Origin of the sequence: Dyella caseinilytica (genome assembly GCF_016865235.1) — a bacterium.
Lineage (GTDB): Bacteria > Pseudomonadota > Gammaproteobacteria > Xanthomonadales > Rhodanobacteraceae > Dyella_B > Dyella_B caseinilytica.
Window position 1 is genome coordinate 2,106,473 of the sequence record NZ_CP064030.1, and the last position, 17,732, is coordinate 2,124,204.

General features: G+C 59.3%; 18 protein-coding genes and 1 riboswitch. Of the genes, 8 read left to right on the top strand and 10 right to left on the bottom strand.

Translation table 11 applies throughout. The annotated features are described in order from the left end of the window. The first annotated feature begins 488 nt into the window (after window positions 1-488). Window positions 489-1,067 carry an RNA polymerase sigma factor gene (locus ISN74_RS09285; RefSeq protein WP_188799053.1) on the top strand — a complete coding sequence of 193 codons (579 nt, stop codon included), beginning with the start codon at window positions 489-491 and terminating at the stop codon, window positions 1,065-1,067. A 130-nt stretch (window positions 1,068-1,197) separates the two neighbouring features. Beyond that, the gene (locus ISN74_RS09290) at window positions 1,198-1,431 is read left to right on the top strand and encodes a RebB family R body protein (protein ID WP_188799054.1); all 234 of its coding nucleotides are present in this window, start codon (window positions 1,198-1,200) and stop codon (window positions 1,429-1,431) included. A gap of 132 nt (window positions 1,432-1,563) precedes the next feature. Here ISN74_RS09290 and ISN74_RS09295 read toward each other — a convergent pair whose 3' ends face one another. Continuing rightward, window positions 1,564-1,779: a hypothetical protein gene (locus tag ISN74_RS09295; protein ID WP_188799055.1), complete on the bottom strand. Its 216-nt coding sequence runs from the start codon at window positions 1,777-1,779 to the stop codon at window positions 1,564-1,566. A gap of 20 nt (window positions 1,780-1,799) precedes the next feature. Here ISN74_RS09295 and ISN74_RS09300 point away from each other — a divergent pair, with 20 nt between their 5' ends. The 4 genes from ISN74_RS09300 (at window position 1,800) to ISN74_RS09315 (ending at window position 3,756) form a co-directional block, all read left to right on the top strand. Further along, a complete protein-coding gene (locus ISN74_RS09300; protein WP_188799056.1) occupies window positions 1,800-2,255 on the top strand; it encodes a hypothetical protein in 456 nt (151 codons plus the stop codon). Window positions 2,256-2,311: 56 nt separating this feature from the next. Continuing rightward, window positions 2,312-2,950 carry a hypothetical protein gene (locus ISN74_RS09305; RefSeq protein ID WP_188799057.1) on the top strand — a complete coding sequence of 213 codons (639 nt, stop codon included), beginning with the start codon at window positions 2,312-2,314 and terminating at the stop codon, window positions 2,948-2,950. An 82-nt stretch (window positions 2,951-3,032) separates the two neighbouring features. Beyond that, complete coding sequence (locus ISN74_RS09310) at window positions 3,033-3,356, top strand: RebB family R body protein (RefSeq protein WP_188799058.1); 324 nt, start codon at window positions 3,033-3,035, stop codon at window positions 3,354-3,356. Window positions 3,357-3,423: 67 nt separating this feature from the next. Beyond that, window positions 3,424-3,756, top strand: coding sequence for a RebB family R body protein (locus ISN74_RS09315; RefSeq protein ID WP_188799059.1), 333 nt, complete (start codon window positions 3,424-3,426; stop codon window positions 3,754-3,756). A 127-nt stretch (window positions 3,757-3,883) separates the two neighbouring features. Here ISN74_RS09315 and ISN74_RS09320 read toward each other — a convergent pair whose 3' ends face one another. Beyond that, window positions 3,884-4,501: a Crp/Fnr family transcriptional regulator gene (locus ISN74_RS09320; protein WP_203546732.1), complete on the bottom strand. Its 618-nt coding sequence runs from the start codon at window positions 4,499-4,501 to the stop codon at window positions 3,884-3,886. 519 nt (window positions 4,502-5,020) lie between these two features. On the opposite strand from ISN74_RS09320, the gene ISN74_RS09325 reads away from it, so the two are divergent. After that, window positions 5,021-5,569, top strand: coding sequence for a hypothetical protein (locus tag ISN74_RS09325; RefSeq protein WP_188799061.1), 549 nt, complete (start codon window positions 5,021-5,023; stop codon window positions 5,567-5,569). Between the two features lie 25 nt (window positions 5,570-5,594). On the opposite strand, the gene thiE is transcribed toward ISN74_RS09325, so the two are convergent. Both thiE and thiM read right to left on the bottom strand, forming a co-directional pair. Then, window positions 5,595-6,227, bottom strand: coding sequence for a thiamine phosphate synthase (gene thiE / locus ISN74_RS09330; protein ID WP_188799062.1), 633 nt, complete (start codon window positions 6,225-6,227; stop codon window positions 5,595-5,597). Beyond that, on the bottom strand, window positions 6,224-7,054 hold the full coding sequence (gene thiM, locus ISN74_RS09335) for a hydroxyethylthiazole kinase (protein WP_188799063.1): 831 nt from the start codon (window positions 7,052-7,054) through the stop codon (window positions 6,224-6,226). The genes thiE and thiM overlap by 4 nt, the downstream gene beginning before the upstream one ends. Before the next feature lie 78 nt (window positions 7,055-7,132). Then, a riboswitch (TPP riboswitch) is annotated at window positions 7,133-7,254 on the bottom strand. Between the two features lie 164 nt (window positions 7,255-7,418). Between thiM and ISN74_RS09340 the strand changes: the two genes are divergently transcribed. Next, a complete protein-coding gene (locus ISN74_RS09340) occupies window positions 7,419-9,338 on the top strand; it encodes an AI-2E family transporter (protein ID WP_188799064.1) in 1,920 nt (639 codons plus the stop codon). A 55-nt stretch (window positions 9,339-9,393) separates the two neighbouring features. On the opposite strand, the gene ISN74_RS09345 is transcribed toward ISN74_RS09340, so the two are convergent. The 6 genes from ISN74_RS09345 to ISN74_RS09370 all read right to left on the bottom strand — a co-directional run bounded on the left by ISN74_RS09345 (window position 9,394) and on the right by ISN74_RS09370 (window position 17,345). Next, window positions 9,394-10,101, bottom strand: a complete 708-nt coding sequence (locus tag ISN74_RS09345; protein WP_188799065.1) for an ABC transporter ATP-binding protein — start codon at window positions 10,099-10,101, stop codon at window positions 9,394-9,396. Beyond that, a complete protein-coding gene (locus tag ISN74_RS09350; protein WP_188799066.1) occupies window positions 10,098-10,940 on the bottom strand; it encodes an ABC transporter ATP-binding protein in 843 nt (280 codons plus the stop codon). Before ISN74_RS09350 ends, ISN74_RS09345 begins: the two co-directional genes overlap by 4 nt. Continuing rightward, window positions 10,933-11,796 carry an ABC transporter permease gene (locus ISN74_RS09355; protein WP_188799067.1) on the bottom strand — a complete coding sequence of 288 codons (864 nt, stop codon included), beginning with the start codon at window positions 11,794-11,796 and terminating at the stop codon, window positions 10,933-10,935. Before ISN74_RS09355 ends, ISN74_RS09350 begins: the two co-directional genes overlap by 8 nt. Further along, complete coding sequence (locus ISN74_RS09360; RefSeq protein WP_188799068.1) at window positions 11,793-12,842, bottom strand: ABC transporter permease; 1,050 nt, start codon at window positions 12,840-12,842, stop codon at window positions 11,793-11,795. Before ISN74_RS09360 ends, ISN74_RS09355 begins: the two co-directional genes overlap by 4 nt. Before the next feature lie 3 nt (window positions 12,843-12,845). After that, window positions 12,846-14,450 (bottom strand): ABC transporter substrate-binding protein, encoded by a 1,605-nt coding sequence (locus tag ISN74_RS09365; protein ID WP_203546734.1) that lies wholly within the window; start codon window positions 14,448-14,450, stop codon window positions 12,846-12,848. Between the two features lie 231 nt (window positions 14,451-14,681). Further along, window positions 14,682-17,345: a TonB-dependent receptor gene (locus tag ISN74_RS09370; protein ID WP_188799069.1), complete on the bottom strand. Its 2,664-nt coding sequence runs from the start codon at window positions 17,343-17,345 to the stop codon at window positions 14,682-14,684. Between the last annotated feature and the right edge of the window lie 387 nt (window positions 17,346-17,732).

Here is a 17,732-nt window from a genome sequence, read left to right on the forward strand (position 1 = left end):
ACACGTTCCTCGATAAGGTGAAACCTCGCGACAAAGACCGAGGGGCCCTTATGACAGCTACGAGCCTTGATGCGATGTTTGATCACGTGGAACCGCGTTTTGACGTTCGGCGTATGTCGCCTGATCCGTTGGAGGGATACGTACTCGATCCCTGGTCCGGGTTGTATCAGGAGACCGAGTCTGCCTACAGGGACCGTTTACGCACTCACGAATCAAGCTTGGCCTAATGCCTTTAAAAGAAAACCCCGCCCAGTGCGGGGTTTTCTTTTAAAGGCTGCTGTCTTGCTACGCCCTCGCGCTACACGCATGCATGTCTTTATTTTGTGAAATACATGGTGTGTGTATCCGCTAACGCACTACTTTTTCGTAGAAAGAACCCGTGGCGTTTTCGTTCTTCGTCAAGAAGGATGACGATGTAACCCAAGTAACAGCCCACGGCGTTGCTCATCGCCAATCTCCCCGCGCATGTCTTGCACGGGGGGAATGGAATGAACCGGAACAACGCTGCGCCGCAGCTTTCACCGCAAGTCTGCTTCCACGGATCCAATCAAGGCGACGCTTTATTCGAGCGCGCCTGGCGGGTGATCAAGTTCGATCTTCAACGCCGTGCTTTGCGTCTTGTGCGCGGCGATCGCGCGGCGGCCGAAGAGCTTGTTGCCGATACAGCTCTCAAAGCGTTGATCTACATGCGTCGCGTGCCGCAGCGCATACGCAATCCTGAAGGCTTTTTGTTCGTTGTGCTGAATCACGTGTTCCTGGACAGCGTCCGTCACCTCGATCGCGAGGAACGCGTGTTTCGGTATTCCGCAGACTTCGATGACGATCATTGGTCCGAAGCGGTTGCGCCGACACTGCAGCCGCCAGATGTGGTCGAGTTGAACGAATCCCTGTCATCCATCGCTGATGCGATCGAGCATTTGCCGCGCGAATCGCGGCAGTTGTTCGCGCTGAAATTCGAGCAGGATCTTCCGTACGCGGTGATTGCCGAGCGCTTGCACATAAGCGAGGCATTGGCGCGAAAACGCGTTGAATTGCTGCGACGTCGATTGCGGCAGAAGGTTGGCTAAGGATGCTTTTGAATGATCTTCACGGAATGTTGACCTGCTTTTTTGACCGAATCACATTCACGAAACATCGCTCGGTTCGTTCCTTTATCTGTTCGCTTCCATCCATTCCACTTCCTTCGAGGGAAATCTCATGGCGGATATCACCGCAGTCAACGCGCAGATCACCGATGCGGTTACGCAGACCAATGTCAAGGTTGTTGCCGAGGCGCCGGCGCAAGCCATTGCTTCGCTTTATCAGGTGGCCAGCCATTCGGCCGGCCTGTCGATGCAGAACGCCGTACAGAGCCAGCAGTCGCTCAACCAGATTTCCACCGCTGTGGTGTCGAAAGCGGCGGCTTTGATCATGGCCATTGGCGAATCCTGATCTGGGTGATGTCGACATGTTCATCAAGCAACCAATAGGGGTATGAGTCGATGGCTCTCTGGGATAGGTTGAAGAAGGTTGCGCGCGCGGCACCTGGTGCCAAAGGCACGGAGTCAAACATGAAAGCCCCCGCTAACGCGGCGCCGGGTGCAGTCGCAGCAGCACCAGCGGCTGCCCCCGAGCCCTCGCCGACACCAACACCAACACCAACACCAACACCAACACCAACACCAACACCAACACCAACACCAACACCAACACCAACACCAACACCAACACCAACACCAACACCAACACCAACACCAACCCCCATCCCTGCACCTGCACCTGCACCTGTTGCGTTGCCACCGGAAACGACGCTGTCCCGGATGAACAACCTCATGGTGTCGCAGCTCGCGGCGGCGCCGCCGCCGACGGATGCGCTGAACAGCCAGATTGTCCAGGCAGTCACGCTGACCAATACGGAGACGGCCAGCTATGCGCCGTCGCAGATCGCGACAGCGCCGGACATGATGATCAGTCAGGCGGCGGGATTGGTGGCGCAATCGGCAGCGAACTATTTCGATGGCATCAGCAAGGTGGCCATGGCGAGTCAGGCGGTACTGCTCAAGCAGATGACCGAGAACATTGCCAAGCAGAACCTTCCGGCTGCCGCGGAAGACGCACTGGGCGCGCTGGTGACGGATCTGCTGATGGGCGCGGCAGCAGCAGTGGCTGCGGCGGCAGGTGCGATTGAAGGCGAAGCGGCGAGCTTCGCTATCGACAAAATCGATCAGAGCATTTCCAAGTACAGCAGTCTGCTGGCCAACAGCAAGTCGAGCTAAACGTCATTCGGGGTTCGTGATGAAGAGAACCTCGTTTCCATAAACAGGGCAACGTCATGACACAGTCAGATCCGGATGTATCCGCTGCGCTTCGCAGTGTCGCCGTAGCGTGGTTGAAACGACCACTTACTCCGCAGGAAGAGCAGGAACTGGACGCCTTCCAGGCAGGGTCGGGAGCGGCTTCGGGTGGCGCATCCGATCAGGCGTCCGGCGATCCCGCTGCGTACGCCAGGGCACAGGCAGAGCAAGCCGTGAAAGAAGGGCAGGCGCGCACGGATACGGCGATCCGCGACGTCCTGCAAAAGATCCAGAGCACGACAACACAGGCTTTGCAGGCGAACGACCGCGAAACGCAGGCCATCCTGAAAGTGGTGGAGGCTGCGAAAACCCTGGCCGATTTGCGGCCGTCGGCCCTGAACACGTCAGGGGCGAGTGCGCCGACCAACAGTCGCATCGCGATGTCACAGATCGCCGACCGCCTGGCTAACCTGGTCAAGACCGAAGTCGAGCAGAGCTTCAAACAGAATTTCGGACGTTTGCAGCAACAGCTGGAACAAGCCATCGGCGAGATCAACGCCGTGCGAGAACAAGTGCAACAGACCTCATCGGTCACCAACAAGCCGCAGACCCCGAATCCACCGCAGGCGGCTACGCCGTCCGCATCAGCGCCGCAAGGCGGCATCTCGTCGGGTTAGGAAAGCCGTTCACGCGTTTCCTCGTTCGACGTTCCAGCACTTAGCGCGACATATGCCGCGCACCCACTTCAAGGAGCAAAAGATGGCTTTTCCTACCTCAGTCAACGATCAGATCACTGATGCGGTAACCCAATCCAACGTGAAGGTGGTCGGCGAAGCACCCGCCATGGCACTGGGTTCCATTTATCAGAGCATGGCGCACTCGACCGGCATCCTGTTCCAGAACGCGGTTGCCGCTCAACAGCAGCAGAACACCCTGACCCAGGCCGCCACCAATCAGGGCGTGATGCAGATCTACAGTGTCGATACCACGGCGGCAGCGGGCGCTTCGGAGAAGGTGGCGCAGACGGGTGTGGCTGACAACCTCACCAGTCTACTCACCGTTCTCAGTGCGTTCCGCCAGTAGTAATAGAACCGGTCATTCGGTTTCTTGATCTGCTGTCTTTCCATTCCAAACATACAGGAGCACAACAATGGCTTTTCCGACCTCTGTCAATAACCAGATCACCGATGCCGTCACCCAATCCAATGTCAAGGTGATCGGCGAAGCGCCAGCGATGGCGATGGGTTCGATCTACCAGACCATGGCACACTCGACCGGTATCCTGTTCGAGAACGCGGTATCGGCACAGCAGCAGCAGAACACGCTGTCGCAAGCTGCGGCCAACCAGGGCGTGATGCAGATCTACACCCTGGATACGACGGCTGCCGCCGGTGCCACCGAGAAGATCGCGCAGACCGGCGTGGCCGATAACCTGACCAGCCTGCTGACAGTGCTCAACGCTTTCCGTCCGGCTCAGGGTTGATCCGTGCTGTCGTGGTGATCATGCGCCGGAGATATTGCATCTCCGGCGCAATTTTTTTGACCCGAACTGCTGGGTGTTCAAGTAAGTAGGGTTACTTATTCCGGATCAAGCCACGGGGTAACTCAAGCTATGCAATATCGAGCGCCATGGTCCGCAGTTGATCGACATCCGTGATCAGCAGGGAGCCCTGGGTCCAGCTCACCAGGCCGCTGCGGCGCCACGCTTGCAGCTGGGCGTTGAGCTTGGGGCGGCTTGCATTCACCATCGCAGCAAGCACGCTCTGGCTGGGTGGCAAGGGCACGAGCACGCCATCGGGTGCTTCGAGTCCGCATTCGTCCACCGCAGTGACAAAGTAGCGGGCCAGGCGGGATTCAAGCCGATACAGGCATACCGACTCGATCAGCGCGGCAACATCACGCAAGCGTGAGCAGAGCAGCGCCAGCAGACGATTGAGGAATAGCGGTTCCGCGGTCAGCGGTTCGAAGTGATGGCGGCGGAGAATCAGGATGTGCGTAGGGCCGCAGACGAAAGCGGTTGTATCGCGTCTTCGGCCATCGATCAGTGCAGTTTCGCCAACGACATCGCCGGATTGAAAGTTGTTGACGATCAATTCTCGCCCATCGGGTCCGTAGACCATGGCGTAGACACAACCGGAGACGACCAGCGCGAGGAAATCTTGCGGGTCATTTTTCAGGAAAAGCACTTCGCCGCTTCGCAGGCGGCGTTCAGTGGCATGCGTTGCCACATGGTGAATCAATGCATCGGGCATATCCCGGAACAGACGCGATCGCCTGGCGACGGCGGCACGACGCTCCCATAGCACGGGCGCGCAATCGCACCCGACGGAACATTCCTTCGTTTCCACTGTGATCCCCCTGATCAGCGCTTGCGCGAAATATCCTTGAACGTTTTCGCGGTCATCCCGTGAACGGTGATGGCGGCACTGGTATTGACTAAGCGGGAAATCATCGTGGCGAAGTGGCGCCGTGAACAGATAACCACGGCTGAAAAACGCATTGATTAAGTCATTGAGGAAACTTGTCGACAAAAAATTCACGGTTTGTCGACGTGACGAGTTTCCAGCCATCTGCTCGATGTGGCTTCATGGATGGTGCCTATTCACGCGCAATATCCAGGGTCGTCCATGCATGAGCCTGTTTGCATGCAAGCGCTGCAGAAAAATGGCGCGTCACGTAGCTATGTGTTCGTACGCCGCCATGGTGATGTTTTGCCGTTTATCATTATCAACCAGGGACTTTTCGTCATGCCGAGACTGCGTAACTTTCCTTGTGAAAAACAGGAGTCTTTGTTTTCATCCTGGGCGTGTGCGGCGAGAGAAATCATCAATTGGTACGACACGCTTGCCCAGTCCAATGGCCAGTCTTATGCCAGCGACGAGGCGTTGGCACAGGCCTGGATGACCCTGACCTGGAATCTCTGCAATGGAAGCATTTACCAGCAGCAATCTGCCGCCGCTGCGCTAAGCGAACTGGGTTTTCCGAGCATGGTTGATGATCATCCGCTGCCGACGCCCAACGAAATCATCATTGCCATCGACAGCAACGAGCCTTTGCTGGCAACCGTTGGCGATGCCGATCCTGGCGGCGCTCCCAATTGCGATTTTCAAGATTGCCGCTGGGTGGTGATTGTCGGCATCGAAGAAGGTGAGGGCGCCGGAGAATTTGTCCTTCAGGTGTTCGATCCGCAGGATGGCCAGATCCATGAAGTGCTCTATGACGCGGCCGAGTATCAGACGGACGTGTATTGGCAGAGTACGTCATACGTGGATCCCTACGATCCGGCGCCCAGGTAAGTCACTTTAGGGGCGCGTAAAGCGTCTATCGGGCGGCGCGGAGGCGCTCGCACAACGCCCGTGCCGCCTGCCGCGGATCTGCGGTTCCGCATATCGCGGAAACCACGGCTACGCCATCCGCACCCGCGGCCAATACGCGTTGTACGTGCTCCTGTTTCAGCCCGCCGATGGCCACGGTGGGAACAGGACTTGCGGCGACGACCTTGGCAAGTCCATCAAAACCGAGCGGTTTTTCGTGGTCCGGCTTGGTGGGTGTCGCAAACACTGGGCCGACGCCGACATAGTCGATGATGGCCGGATCGATCAACCGCGCTGCGCCTTCGGTATTCACCGAAAGGCCAAGTATCAGCTCTGATCCAATGCGCGCGCGCGCCAGGGAGGGCGTCATGTCGCCCTGACCGATATGCAGGCCATCGACCCCCGACTCGATGGCGGCGGTCACATCGTCGTTCATGATCACAGTGGCGTTGCTGCCGCGCAGGGCTTCCATCAGGCTTCGACCCAGCGCAATGCGCTCATCGGTCGAAGCTTGCTTGTGTCGCACCTGCACCATGGTCGCACCGCCTGCAACGGCTTCGCGGGCGGTTTCTATCATCGAGTGACGCTGGCAGAGATCGGGATCCAGTACCAGGTAGAGCGACAGGTCGAACGGCTTCATGCGATCACTTTATCCGTTTGCGCCTGAAGCGCACGTGCATCGAGCGCGGCAAGCGCGTCGGTAAAGCGCCAGGCGAAAGAACCCGGACCGGATGATTCCTGCTCGGCGCGCGATCCGGCGGCACTGAAGCAGGCAAGCGCGGTGACGGTGGCAAGAAACGGGGTTTCGGGTACCGCAGCGGCAAATGCGCCAACCAGGCAGGTGAGTGCACAACCCATCGCGGTCACGCGCGGCATGAGTGCGGAGCCGCCGCCGATTCGCACAGCCTGGCTGCCATCGGTCACAAAGTCGGACGCGCCGGTGACGGCCACCACCGCATGCGTGCTGCGTGACAGTGCGAGCGCTGCTGTTTCGGCCTCTTCGACACTGTCGCCTGCATCGACGCCCCGGCCTGCACTGACAAGGCCGGCGAGCGCCATGATTTCTGAAGCATTGCCGCGGATGATGGTGGGACGAAGCCCAAGCAGATCCTCCACAGCCTTGCGGCGGAAGCCGGTCGCAAAATGTGCGACCGGATCGAGCACCCACGGCTTGCGCGTTTCATTGGCGGTTCTTGCCGCAGCGCGCATGCCTTCGAGCCAGTGTGTGGACAGCGTACCGATATTGATGGTGACGGCATCGGCGAGCCGGGCGAATTCGCCGGCTTCTTCCGGCGCATGCACCATCGCCGGCGATGCACCGGCGGCGAGCAGAATGTTGGCGGCATAGTTCATGGCGACGTAGTTGGTGATGCACTGAACGAGCGGCGAGGCGTGGCGCATGCGCTCAAGCAGATCTCCGTACGCGACCGGCGCGGCTGAGGCAGAGGTGGATGTATCGATGGCCATGAACACGGTCCTGGTCTTGCTGCAGGGATGACCCGGAACAGGCAGGCGTGAGGCGAGCGTCAGGGCGGGCAATAGCCGCCACCGGTATCCGCACCATCCCTACGCCAGCATGAACTGGATCAGGTTCAACGGGTTGCTGCACCGTGCAGACCGCACCAGCAGCATCTCAGTCCCTCGTCGGGACACCCCGGGTGAAGGGCGCAAGGTGCCGCCAGGGAGGCGGGTTGTCAAGCCGAATGTCCCCACTGTGTCGTCATCGGATGCCGTCGCAGTGCGCCGGTGCATGTCTTTCGGGCAACGGAAAGCGTAATTTAGAAGCATCGGCACACGTGGATGCCGCCGAATCACTGATCAGGATGCACCCATGCCCATCGACCCCGCGCCGCCGCAAACTGTCGCCAATCAACGCGCGATGACCATCATCGCGACGGCGGCGATCCTGGCGCTGTTGTACTTCGGCAGGGAAGTGCTGGTTCCGGTCACGCTCGCGTTGATACTCGGCCTGCTGATGGCGCCGGTGATGCGTGGATTGCGGCGAATCGGGTTTGGCCACACGCCCTCGGTGTTGATTGCCGTACTGCTGCTGACCTTTCTGCTAGGCGGGTTGCTGACGATCATCGGCTCGCAGGTGGTCCATCTAGCCCGAAGCTTGCCGCAATACGAGGCGACAATTCACGCCAAACTGCAGGTGCTGCACGACGATACGCTCGGACGGATGGAGGCCGTTTCTGGCGAGGCAGGCAAGGTCATCGGCCTGGACGACAACTACGCCACGTTGCCGAATGCCCAGGGTGTGATGACGGTTTCCACGGCAGCCGTACCTGCGGCCACGGCAACCAGCAACTCACTCAAAGCGGTGACCAAGGTGCTGTCCTCCATCTGGACGCCGCTGGAAACCGGCGGCATCGTGCTGGTGGTGTTGATTTTCGTGCTGCTGGAATACGAATCATTGCGCGACCGCTTTATCCGCCTGATCGGCGGCAAGGATCTGCGTGCTACCACCGCGGCCATCAACGACGCAGGTGAGCGCCTGTCGCGCTTTTTCGTATCGCAATTCTCGGTCAACTTTGGCGTGGGTGTGGTGATCTGGCTGGGCCTGATGATCATGGGTCTGCCCAATGCGCTGCTGTGGGGTGCCTGCACGGCGGTGTTGCGCTTCGTGCCATATGTCGGTGTATGGCTGGCGGCGATTCTTGCCAGTCTGCTGGCGGCGGCGGTGGATCCTGGTTGGTCGTTGTTGCTGATGACGGTGGGCTTGTTTGCAGCGGTAGAGATCATCGTCAGTCAGATGGTTGAGCCGCATCTATATGGACATACCACTGGACTGTCGCCGCTGGCGGTGGTCGTTGCCGCCATTTTCTGGAGCTGGCTGTGGGGCGCAGCCGGGTTGATTCTTTCCACGCCACTCACACTGTGCCTGGTGGTCGCAGGGCGGCATGTGAAGGCGTTGTCGCTGCTGGAAATCCTGCTTGGTGACCGGCCGGCGCTGTCGCTGCCTGAGCGGTTCTACCAACGCATGCTTTCGGGTGATTCACAAGAAGTGATCGCAGCAGCGCGCGAATTTCTAAAACGCAAATCGTTCGCCAAATATTGCGATGTGGTGCTTTTGCCGGCCTTGCAGCTGGCGTATATCGATGTCGTGCGAGGCGCGATCGGCCCCGAACAGCGGCTCAAGGCGCGGCGCTCGATCGTGAGGGTGATCGAAACGCTGGGCGGTGAGCCGCACGGGCGCTTCAGCTGGTGGCGAAGTCACTCCGTACTGGGTGACGGTAGTCTGGCGATGAGTCTTCGCCAGCAACGTGAAAATGTCAGCGGACGCTGGCAAGGCCCATTGGCGGTGGCGCCAAAGTCGATCGTGCTCTGCGTGGAAGCCTGCACGCAGGACGACGACATGGTGACTGAAATACTCGTGCGCGTCCTGCGTGACCTCAATATCGACGGACGCCATTTTTCGATGGACGACATCAAGGCTTTCGAATCCGAGGCGCATCCCGAGGCCACACCCGACGCGGTGTCCATGGTTTATGTCGTCAGCAGTGCGGCCGGCAAGGAAGAGGAACAGATCAATGCCACTGCCAACGATATGCGTCACCGCTTGCCCGAAGCGACCATTGTGGCTGTGATGCTGCCCCAATTGCTGGAAGCGCCTGAACAGATAACCGTTGGCGGCTCCATAGACCGCGTGGCCAATTCGTTCGAAGAAGCGGCGCAGTTTGCCATTGCTACCGTGCCCGTGCTTTCGTCGACGAAGGTGGAGACGAAGGGCGACAAATCTGCCGCTTAGTTCGTCCTATCCACGCTTACTCGCATTTATTCAATGCGGGTGACACGGTTTTGCCTCATTGCAAATCAGTCAGCTCGGTGCGCGTCAGTATCCGTTGGATCGAGCCAGCCCGCATCACGGCAGCGCGGTCGCACATATGCGCCACGACGCCGGCATCGTGACTGACCAGCAGCATGGTCATGCCGTAACGCGCCTTGAGCTGGTTGAGCAGATTCAGAATTTCGGCCTGCACCGAGACATCCAGTGCCGAGGTTGGCTCATCCAACAGCAGCAATGTCGGTTGCAATAGCAAGGCGCGCGCAATGGCGACACGCTGCCGTTGCCCGCCTGACATCTGGTTGGGATAACGCTGCTCGATACCCGGCGGTAAGCCGACATCATCCAGCGCCTGGCGCATCCGCTTTAAAGGTTCGGGGACGCGATTGATCTTCAGTGGTTCGAGCAAAGCGCGGCCGACGGTATGACGTGGATGCAGAGACGCGTAGGGATCCTGAAACACCATCTGTACCAGACTGCGCATCGTGTCGTGTGGATAGCGCTCGGGTTGCAGCGCATGGCCGAACACCGAAACCTTGCCGTTCCACTGCGAGTGCAGTCCAGCCAGAATACGCAGCAGGGTGGATTTGCCGCAGCCGGACGGACCGATCAGGCCAAAGGTTTCGCCGGGTGTCACCTGCAGATGCACGGACGCAAGCACTTGCGTGGCGCCCCTTCTGCGCGTATCGAAACCGGCGCTGAGCGCTTCGCACACGATGGCGCTCATGACGGGTTTGTCTCCAACGATTCGGGACGGAACACTGGCAGCATTTGTCCGTAGGTATGTCCATCGGGACGGCAATTCCACAGCGCGCGCGTATACGGCGAGGCGGATTCATGCAGTGCGCCAGTGGAGCATCGGTCCACCAGTTGACCGCGATACATCACCAGCACCTGCCGGCAATGGCGCGCTACCAGTGGAAGGTCGTGGCTGATCAACAGCAGACTCATCTTGTGCACATCAGCCAGCGCCATCATCAAGTCGAGCACCTGATCGCGCAGGCTGGCGTCCAACGCAGAAGTGGGTTCATCGGCAATCAGCAATCGCGGGCGATTGACCAAGGCGATCGCCAGCATCACGCGCTGCCCCATGCCGCCGGACAATTGATGCGGATAGTGTTTGATCAGTTGGCTTGGCTGCGGCAAGCCGACTTCGTTCATGCTGTCCAGCACACGCTCAAGGCGCTCACTACGGTTCAGTCGGGTATGCAGGCGCAACGCTTCGCCAATCTGCTCGCCGATGGTCAGTCGTGGATTGAGCGCGTGCCGTGGATCCTGCATGACCATGGCGATACTTGCACCACGCAATGCCTGCCATTCACGGTCATCCAGGGTGGAAAGCTCGCACCCGTCAAAACGCATTTCCTTGCTGTGCGCCTGCAGATTGGGCGGCAACAGGTTCATCAGCGCGCGCGCGGTCAACGATTTGCCGGAACCGGATTCGCCCACCAAGCCAGTGGCACCTGATTCGATCTCAAAGGAAAGTGGACCCGCCAACGGTGCTGCGTTGCCGCGACGATGCAACACTTCGAGTTGTTCCACACGCAATAGTGGACGCTCAGCCATGCCGCGGGTCTCCCAGATCGCGCAGGCCATCGGCCAGCAGGTTGAACGCAATGCAGACGATCAGGATCGCCGCGCCTGGGACGGCGGCCACCCACCATTGATCGAAAATCACCTTGCTGCCATCGGCCACCATGGCGCCCCATTCCGGCGTCGGTGGTTGCACGCCGAGGCCGAGAAAGCCGAGGCTGGAAAGCGAAAGTATGGTCGCCGCCATATCAAGCGCCAGGCGTACGTAGACGAAAGGCAGGCACATCGGTAGCACGTGTCCCCACAACAGCCGGCCGCCGCGGATGCCAAGCATGCGTGCGGCGGCAAGGTAGTCGCTGTCGCGCATGGCCAGCGTTTCCGCGCGCGCTTGGCGTGCATAACTGGGCCAGAGGGTCAGTGCAACAGCCAGTGCGCCGTTGAACGCGCCAGCGCCAAGCAATCCGGCGAAAGCCAGCGCGAGTACGAGTTGCGGGAAGGCCAGCACGATGTCCGTAAAGCGCATCAGCACGCGTTCCACCCAGCCACCGGCGTAACCGGCGACGATCCCGATCAACAGGCCCACTGGCGCGGCAGCCATCATCACCAGCGCAGCAATCCCGAGCGTGGCGCGTGAGCCATAGATCAAGCGGGAAAGGAGATCGCGACCCAGCGCATCCGTGCCCAACCAATGTCCGGGGCCGGGTGGACGTAAACGCAGGGCAATATCTTGCTGCAGCGGATCCTTGGGTGCGAGCCACGGTGCAAACAGGGCGATCAGAATCAACAAGAGCAAGACAGCTGCGCCAAGCGTCGCAGCGGGCGAGCGCAAGCCTCGCTTGAGTCGCGGGCCGATATGAAGGAGGAAAGATGTATTCGCGCTAAGGTTCATCGCAAGCGAGGATCCAGCAAGCGGACCAGCATGTCGGTGATCCCGTTGATCAAGATAAAGGCGACGCCTAGCACCAGCGTTGCGCCGAGAATGGCCGGCACGTCACCGTAAAACAACGCATTGGTCAGATAGCGTCCAATGCCGGGCCGGGCGAATACGGTTTCGGTCAACACCGCGCCTTGCAGCAGGCTGGTATACGCCAACGCAATCACTGTCAGCATCGGGCCCATGCAGTTGGGCAGCACATGGTGTACCAAAATCCATGATTGACCGGCGCCCTTGGCTCGCGCCAGTGTGACGTATTCCTGATGCAACTCGCCGAGCAGTGATGTGCGTGTGAGGCGCGCGATGCTGCCAAGCACGTAACTGGCCAGCAACAGCGCCGGCAATAGCATGTGCTTGATCGCGCTGTCGAAAGCGCCAGGCATGCCGCTGCGCCAACTATCGATCAACACCAGGCCGGTGGGCATATCTATGGTGTATTCGTAAGCATCGTCGAGTCGGCCTGGTCCGCCAGCCCAATGCCAGTGCGCATAAAACAGTGCCAGCGAGACCAATCCCAGCCAGAAAATCGGCACTGATGAACCGATCAGTGAAATCACGCGGATCACACTGTCGACCCATCCGCCCGGCCAGCGCGCGCTGAGCAGGGCAAGGCCGATACCGGTTATTGCACTGATCAGCAACGCAAGCGTGGAAAGCTCGAAGGTCGCGGGAAACACCTCGCGCAATTCTGCTGCCACTGGCTGGCCGGTGGCCGTGGAAAGACCAAGATCGCCGTGACCCAGCCGGACCAGATAATGTCCGAACCGTTCGGGCAACGGTGCATCCAGGTCCAGCGCATGCCGGGCTTGCGCATAGGTTGCAGCGCTGGCGTGATCGCCAACCTGTTGCAGGGCAGGGTCGATGGGCGAAAAGGCAGACATCACAAACGTGATCGCCAGCAGGCCGGCCAAGGTCAATGTCAGACTCAGCAGGCTGTTGCGGATCGCACGCAAAGGCGCCGCGATGCCTGACGACGTGTTGAACAACGAATGCGCAGCCATCGGTTACTTGGTGACCTGATCGTAATAGACCATGTCCGCATCCAGCCCCTGGCGATAGCCCTGCACATTGCTGCGCATGGCGAGCTGGCTGCGCTCCTGCAGGGAGATCACGAACGGCGATTCACGTTGCACCTGGCGCTGGATGTCCTGGTAAAGACGCACGCGTTCGGCTGGATCGCTGATCATCACTGCTTTTTGCGTTTCTGCCGTCAGCGTGGGCATCGACCAACCGGCACGCCACGCCAACGTATGGCTGCCGTTGTCCGGATTGGAGGCAAACGCGCTGGCCGTGGAGTGCGCGTCGAAGTAATCGGGTATCCAGTACAGCCACGCGGCCTGATAGGTGCGTGCACGCAGGCGCGTGTACACTTGCGCGCCTGCTTCGATACGCAGATGCAGACGCACGCCGGCCTGCGCGAAACTCGACTGCAGGGATTGCGCGATATCGATAAATGGTTCCTCGTTGAACACGTCCAGGGTGATGTCGATGCCATGATCCAGACCGGCTTTGGCCAGTATCGCTCTGGCCCGCGCAGGGTCAAAATGATAGGGCGTGTCATCCAGCGCACCCGGAAAACCATCGGCCAGAAAGGCCTGATGCACGCTGAACTGCCCTTGCAGCAAACCCTCAGCCAAGCCGTGATAATCGACCAACCAGCGTGCTGCTTCCCATAACGCCGGATTAGCGAGGGCAGGGTTGGATGTGTCCGTCGTGTTGAACAATAGATAGCACACTGTCGCCGACGGGAACTGCGCGATGCGGATGCCGGGCTTGCCCTTCAACGCGGTGAATTGGTCGGGACCAAGATCGCGTGCGATATCGGCATCACCCACTTCAAGCAGCAGACGGCGCGTCGCTGCGTCCGCGATGTTTCGGATGATCAACGTTTTGATGCGGGGTCCACCGCCGGGCGAACGCGGATTGGCATCCAGTACCAGCGCTTCGCGCGGCACATAGCGTCGGATGCTGAAAGGGCCGCTGCCGGAAGAGTGGGCTCTCAGCCAGCGGTTACCCTGGTCGTCATTCTGCTGGTGGGCGAGCACATCGCGCTTGTCCACGATGGAAGCGACCGTGGTGGTAAGAATGTGCAGCGCAAAATTTGTGCTGACCGACGCGGGCCAGCTGATGCGTACATGCTGCGCGTCGACCGCAATCAGGCTGGCGTCGACATTGTCTGCATTCCAGCCCAGTTCGTTGAGAATGAAGGCCGGCGACCGATTGAGTTTTACGGCACGCGACAACGAGTAAATGACATCATCGGCGGTGACCGGGTCACCGTTGGCGAACGTGGCGTTAGGCCGTAGCGTGAAGGTGACGCTGCGGTCATCGCTACCCACCACCCAACTTGCCGCAAGCACCGGTTTGAGCACGCTGGGATCATCCGGATCCGCCTGCACCAGCCGCTGATAAATACTGCCAAACAACTGTTCGCTGGACAGCTCGAAACCTTCCGCTGGATCGAGACTCACCAGGTCATCCATGGCCTGCACCACCACCAGGATGCCTGGCGGGGTGTCTGCGTGTGCAGGCCATGCGGATAGAGCCAGGGCAAAGCCAAGCAGAATGCTCGCGTATCGATGGAGGGTAGGGTGGATCATCCTGAGCATGTTGTTGTTCTTTTTCCAGCTAAACGAGACGGCTTGCCTGGTACCAAGGCTTGACGCCTCATTGTGCACAGACCTCTGTAGTACCTCACCGTCATCCCGGCGAAGGCCGGGATCCATCTGCAATACAACGCGAAAAGTGTTCAACAGCGGTATTGTCACTTTCGGAGATAGTGTTAATGGATCCCGGCCTTCGCCGGGATGACGGTGAGGCAAGATTTGCACTTACGTTACTCAAAGAAACCGATACGTAGCGCCCACTTCCACATAACGTCCCTCATCGTTATACAGCGACGGGTCGTAAGGCGTAGCCGTCGGATAAGCCAGCCACATCGGATCGAACGGCGGCGCCCGGTTCAACAGGTTCTTTACTGTGGCATACAGCGTCCATCGCTTGAAGCCCGTGTAGCTGACGTTGAGATTGAACTGACTGTACGACGATACGTGTCCCGGCGCCGATTCCAGTGCCAACTGATAGGGACCGATGTACTGGTAGCTAAGCGTGGAATGCACGTCGCCCAAACTCCAGCCCAGCGCCAGATTGCCTTTCCAGCGCGGGAAGCTCGCGCCGTAGGGCGTATTCAGCGCGCCGTCGTTGCCGGCAAAGTCGACGGCCTCGCCACCGCTGTTCTGAGTGAAATGCCACACGTAAGCCCAATCGCCATTGAGGCTGAAAGTGCCGACCGAAGTGGGCTGGCTGCGATTGAACGTCAACTCGAAGCCATCGGTGCTCACCTTGTTGAGGTTTTCGTAGTCGATATTGACGTAGGCAATCGTGCCGTTGGCATTACGCACCACCACGGAAGGATTGTTGGTGTCGACCAGCGCCTGCATATTGCCGGTGCCGATCGCGTTGTTGACCACGATCTTGTACCAGTCCAAGCCTATGCCCGTGTTGGCATCCGGTGAAAGCTCGAAACCGGCGTTGTAATTCTGCGTACGCTCGGGCTTCAGATCTGGATTGCCGCGTGTGAGTACAGCGTAGGTGAGGCTTTGCGGATTGGCAGGATTGTAGGTAGGGCTGTAGGGATCGATCGCTTCCTGGATGCCGGAAGTGGTCGATTGCGAATTCTCCGCCAAGGTCGGTGCACGGAAACCGCGTGAATACGACGCATACGCCGTGATCCAGGAGGCAGGTTGGAAGCGCAGCGCAAAGCGGGGCGAAAACGCCTGGCCAAAATCGCTGTAATGATCGTAACGTCCAGACTGACTGAAACTCAGCGTGCGCGTGATCGGCACTTCCAGCTGATAGTAGGCCGCTGCAACGTTGCGCTGGCCATCGACCGATTGCAAGTTGAAGGGAATCACCAGGCCATCGGCCTGATTCGGATAGGCCTCGATCAGGTCGCTTTCATGCCGGAATTGCGCGCCAAGTCCAAGACCGATGTCACCTGCAGGAAGGCTGTAGAGACTGTCGTTGTACGCGGTAAGATCCAACGTATCCAGCTTCGATATCGCGCGATTCTGGTCGCGGCCATACAGACCGTCCAGGCCGTTGGGCGTCGCGGATGGGTTGGCGAAATCGAAGCTGCCGTTATCGACGATGTTTTGCACGGCCGCCACATTCAGCAGTCCGGTGACTGTATTGCTGACGCGGTCTTGCGAATGGCCTACTGAAGCCGACCACGCCCAGTCACCCAGTGCGCGCGTATCCAGTACGCCGTTGATGCCGGTCGACAGACGGAAGAAATTCGACACCGCGCGTGTTTCCTGCGGCTGTACAAGGAAGGCATACGTAAGTGGCGTTGCAGCCTTGTACGGGTTATAGGGATTGCTGGCAGGTACCAGGTTGGACACCTGAGTCAGGCCGCCATTGAGCGGATCATAGGCTTCAGTGCCATCGTTGATGCTGTTGTAGCCCTGGAAAATAGTGGTTGTAGTGCGGCTGCCCCATAGATCGACAAAGGCCTGCGTATGGTCATCCAGCTTGAACGTCGCATGGATCTTGGCATTCGCGCGTTCCTGGTCTGGCAATACCGTATAGCCATTCGCGGTTGACGCAGCGCAGGCCTGGCCGCTCGATGGCCCGTTCAGCAGGTTGCTGGCAGACACGGTTTGTCCGCCATAAGGGCACGTAGTCAACGCTGCGCCCGGATTGCCGACGCCGCCCGGCTCCCAGTAACTCGCACCGCGGCTGTCTACGCCGAACGGGCGATTGCTGTAATCCTGACCGGCCGTATTGGAGCGGTCCGCCAGAGTGAAACCGTTCTGATGAAAGTAATCCGCGCCAAACGTGATGTTGTAGCGATCCCGATCCAGGTCGCCAGCACCACCCAGCACGCTGAAGCGCTTGGTTGCCGCGCCACCTTGCGTGGCATTGCCGAAGCCACCGCTGACCTGCAGTCCCTGGAACTGCTTTTTGGTAATGATGTTCACCACCCCGCCGATCGCATCCGAACCATATTCGGATACGGCGCCGGTTTTTACGATCTCGATGCGCTCCACCATATTGAGTGGAATCGAGTTCAGGTCGACAAAGCTATCCGTACCGTTGGAAGGAAATGCAAACGGCGCAACGCGTTGCCCATCCACCAGCACCAGTGTGTATTTCTCGCTGAGCCCGCGTAGCGCGATACCGGAGCCGCCGGTGGCGCCGTAATCGAAGTTATCGCCCCAACTGTTGGCGGAATCCACGGCAGTACTGCGTAGGAATTCGTCGACCGTCGTTGCGCCGCTGGCTTGAATGTCGGCTGCTGTGATGGTCTGCACCTGGTTGTAGCCGACCTTGTCAGTGCTGGGGATCAGCGATCCGGTCACTTGCACCTTTTCCAACTGGGTGGCTTGCGGCGACGTCTGATCGGTGGTGTTGCTGTCCTGGGCTGCGGCGATTTGAACATGCAACGCAACGGCAATAAGCAGCGGAAGCAAAAGCGGCGAACGGGTCGGTAAGTGTTTCATGGCGTTAATCCCGATAGCGGGTATGCGGAAGGGCGAAAGGGTTCATTCGTCGTCCCGGCGCAGGCCGGGATCCCGTGTTTTTGAGACACAACGTCACCCAATCCCGGCTCTCATCAGGGGATAACGTCAGTCCAGGGTGTTCAGCCGCCGATAACGACTAACTGATTAGTTAATAAGGCGATGCCGGCAAACCGGCTGTCAGCCGCAACAACAGTTCATTTTGGATCCCTCATTCGCCGCGATGGATGCGGGGCAGGTTCTAGTTAATCTAAACCACTGCCGGGCAAAGGCTTCTGACCAAATGGCATGTGTATATGCGTACTTGAACGGTCACTCGAGGGTGTAGGCGGCGAGAATGGCTGCCTATTCAAGAACGACAGGGACGCC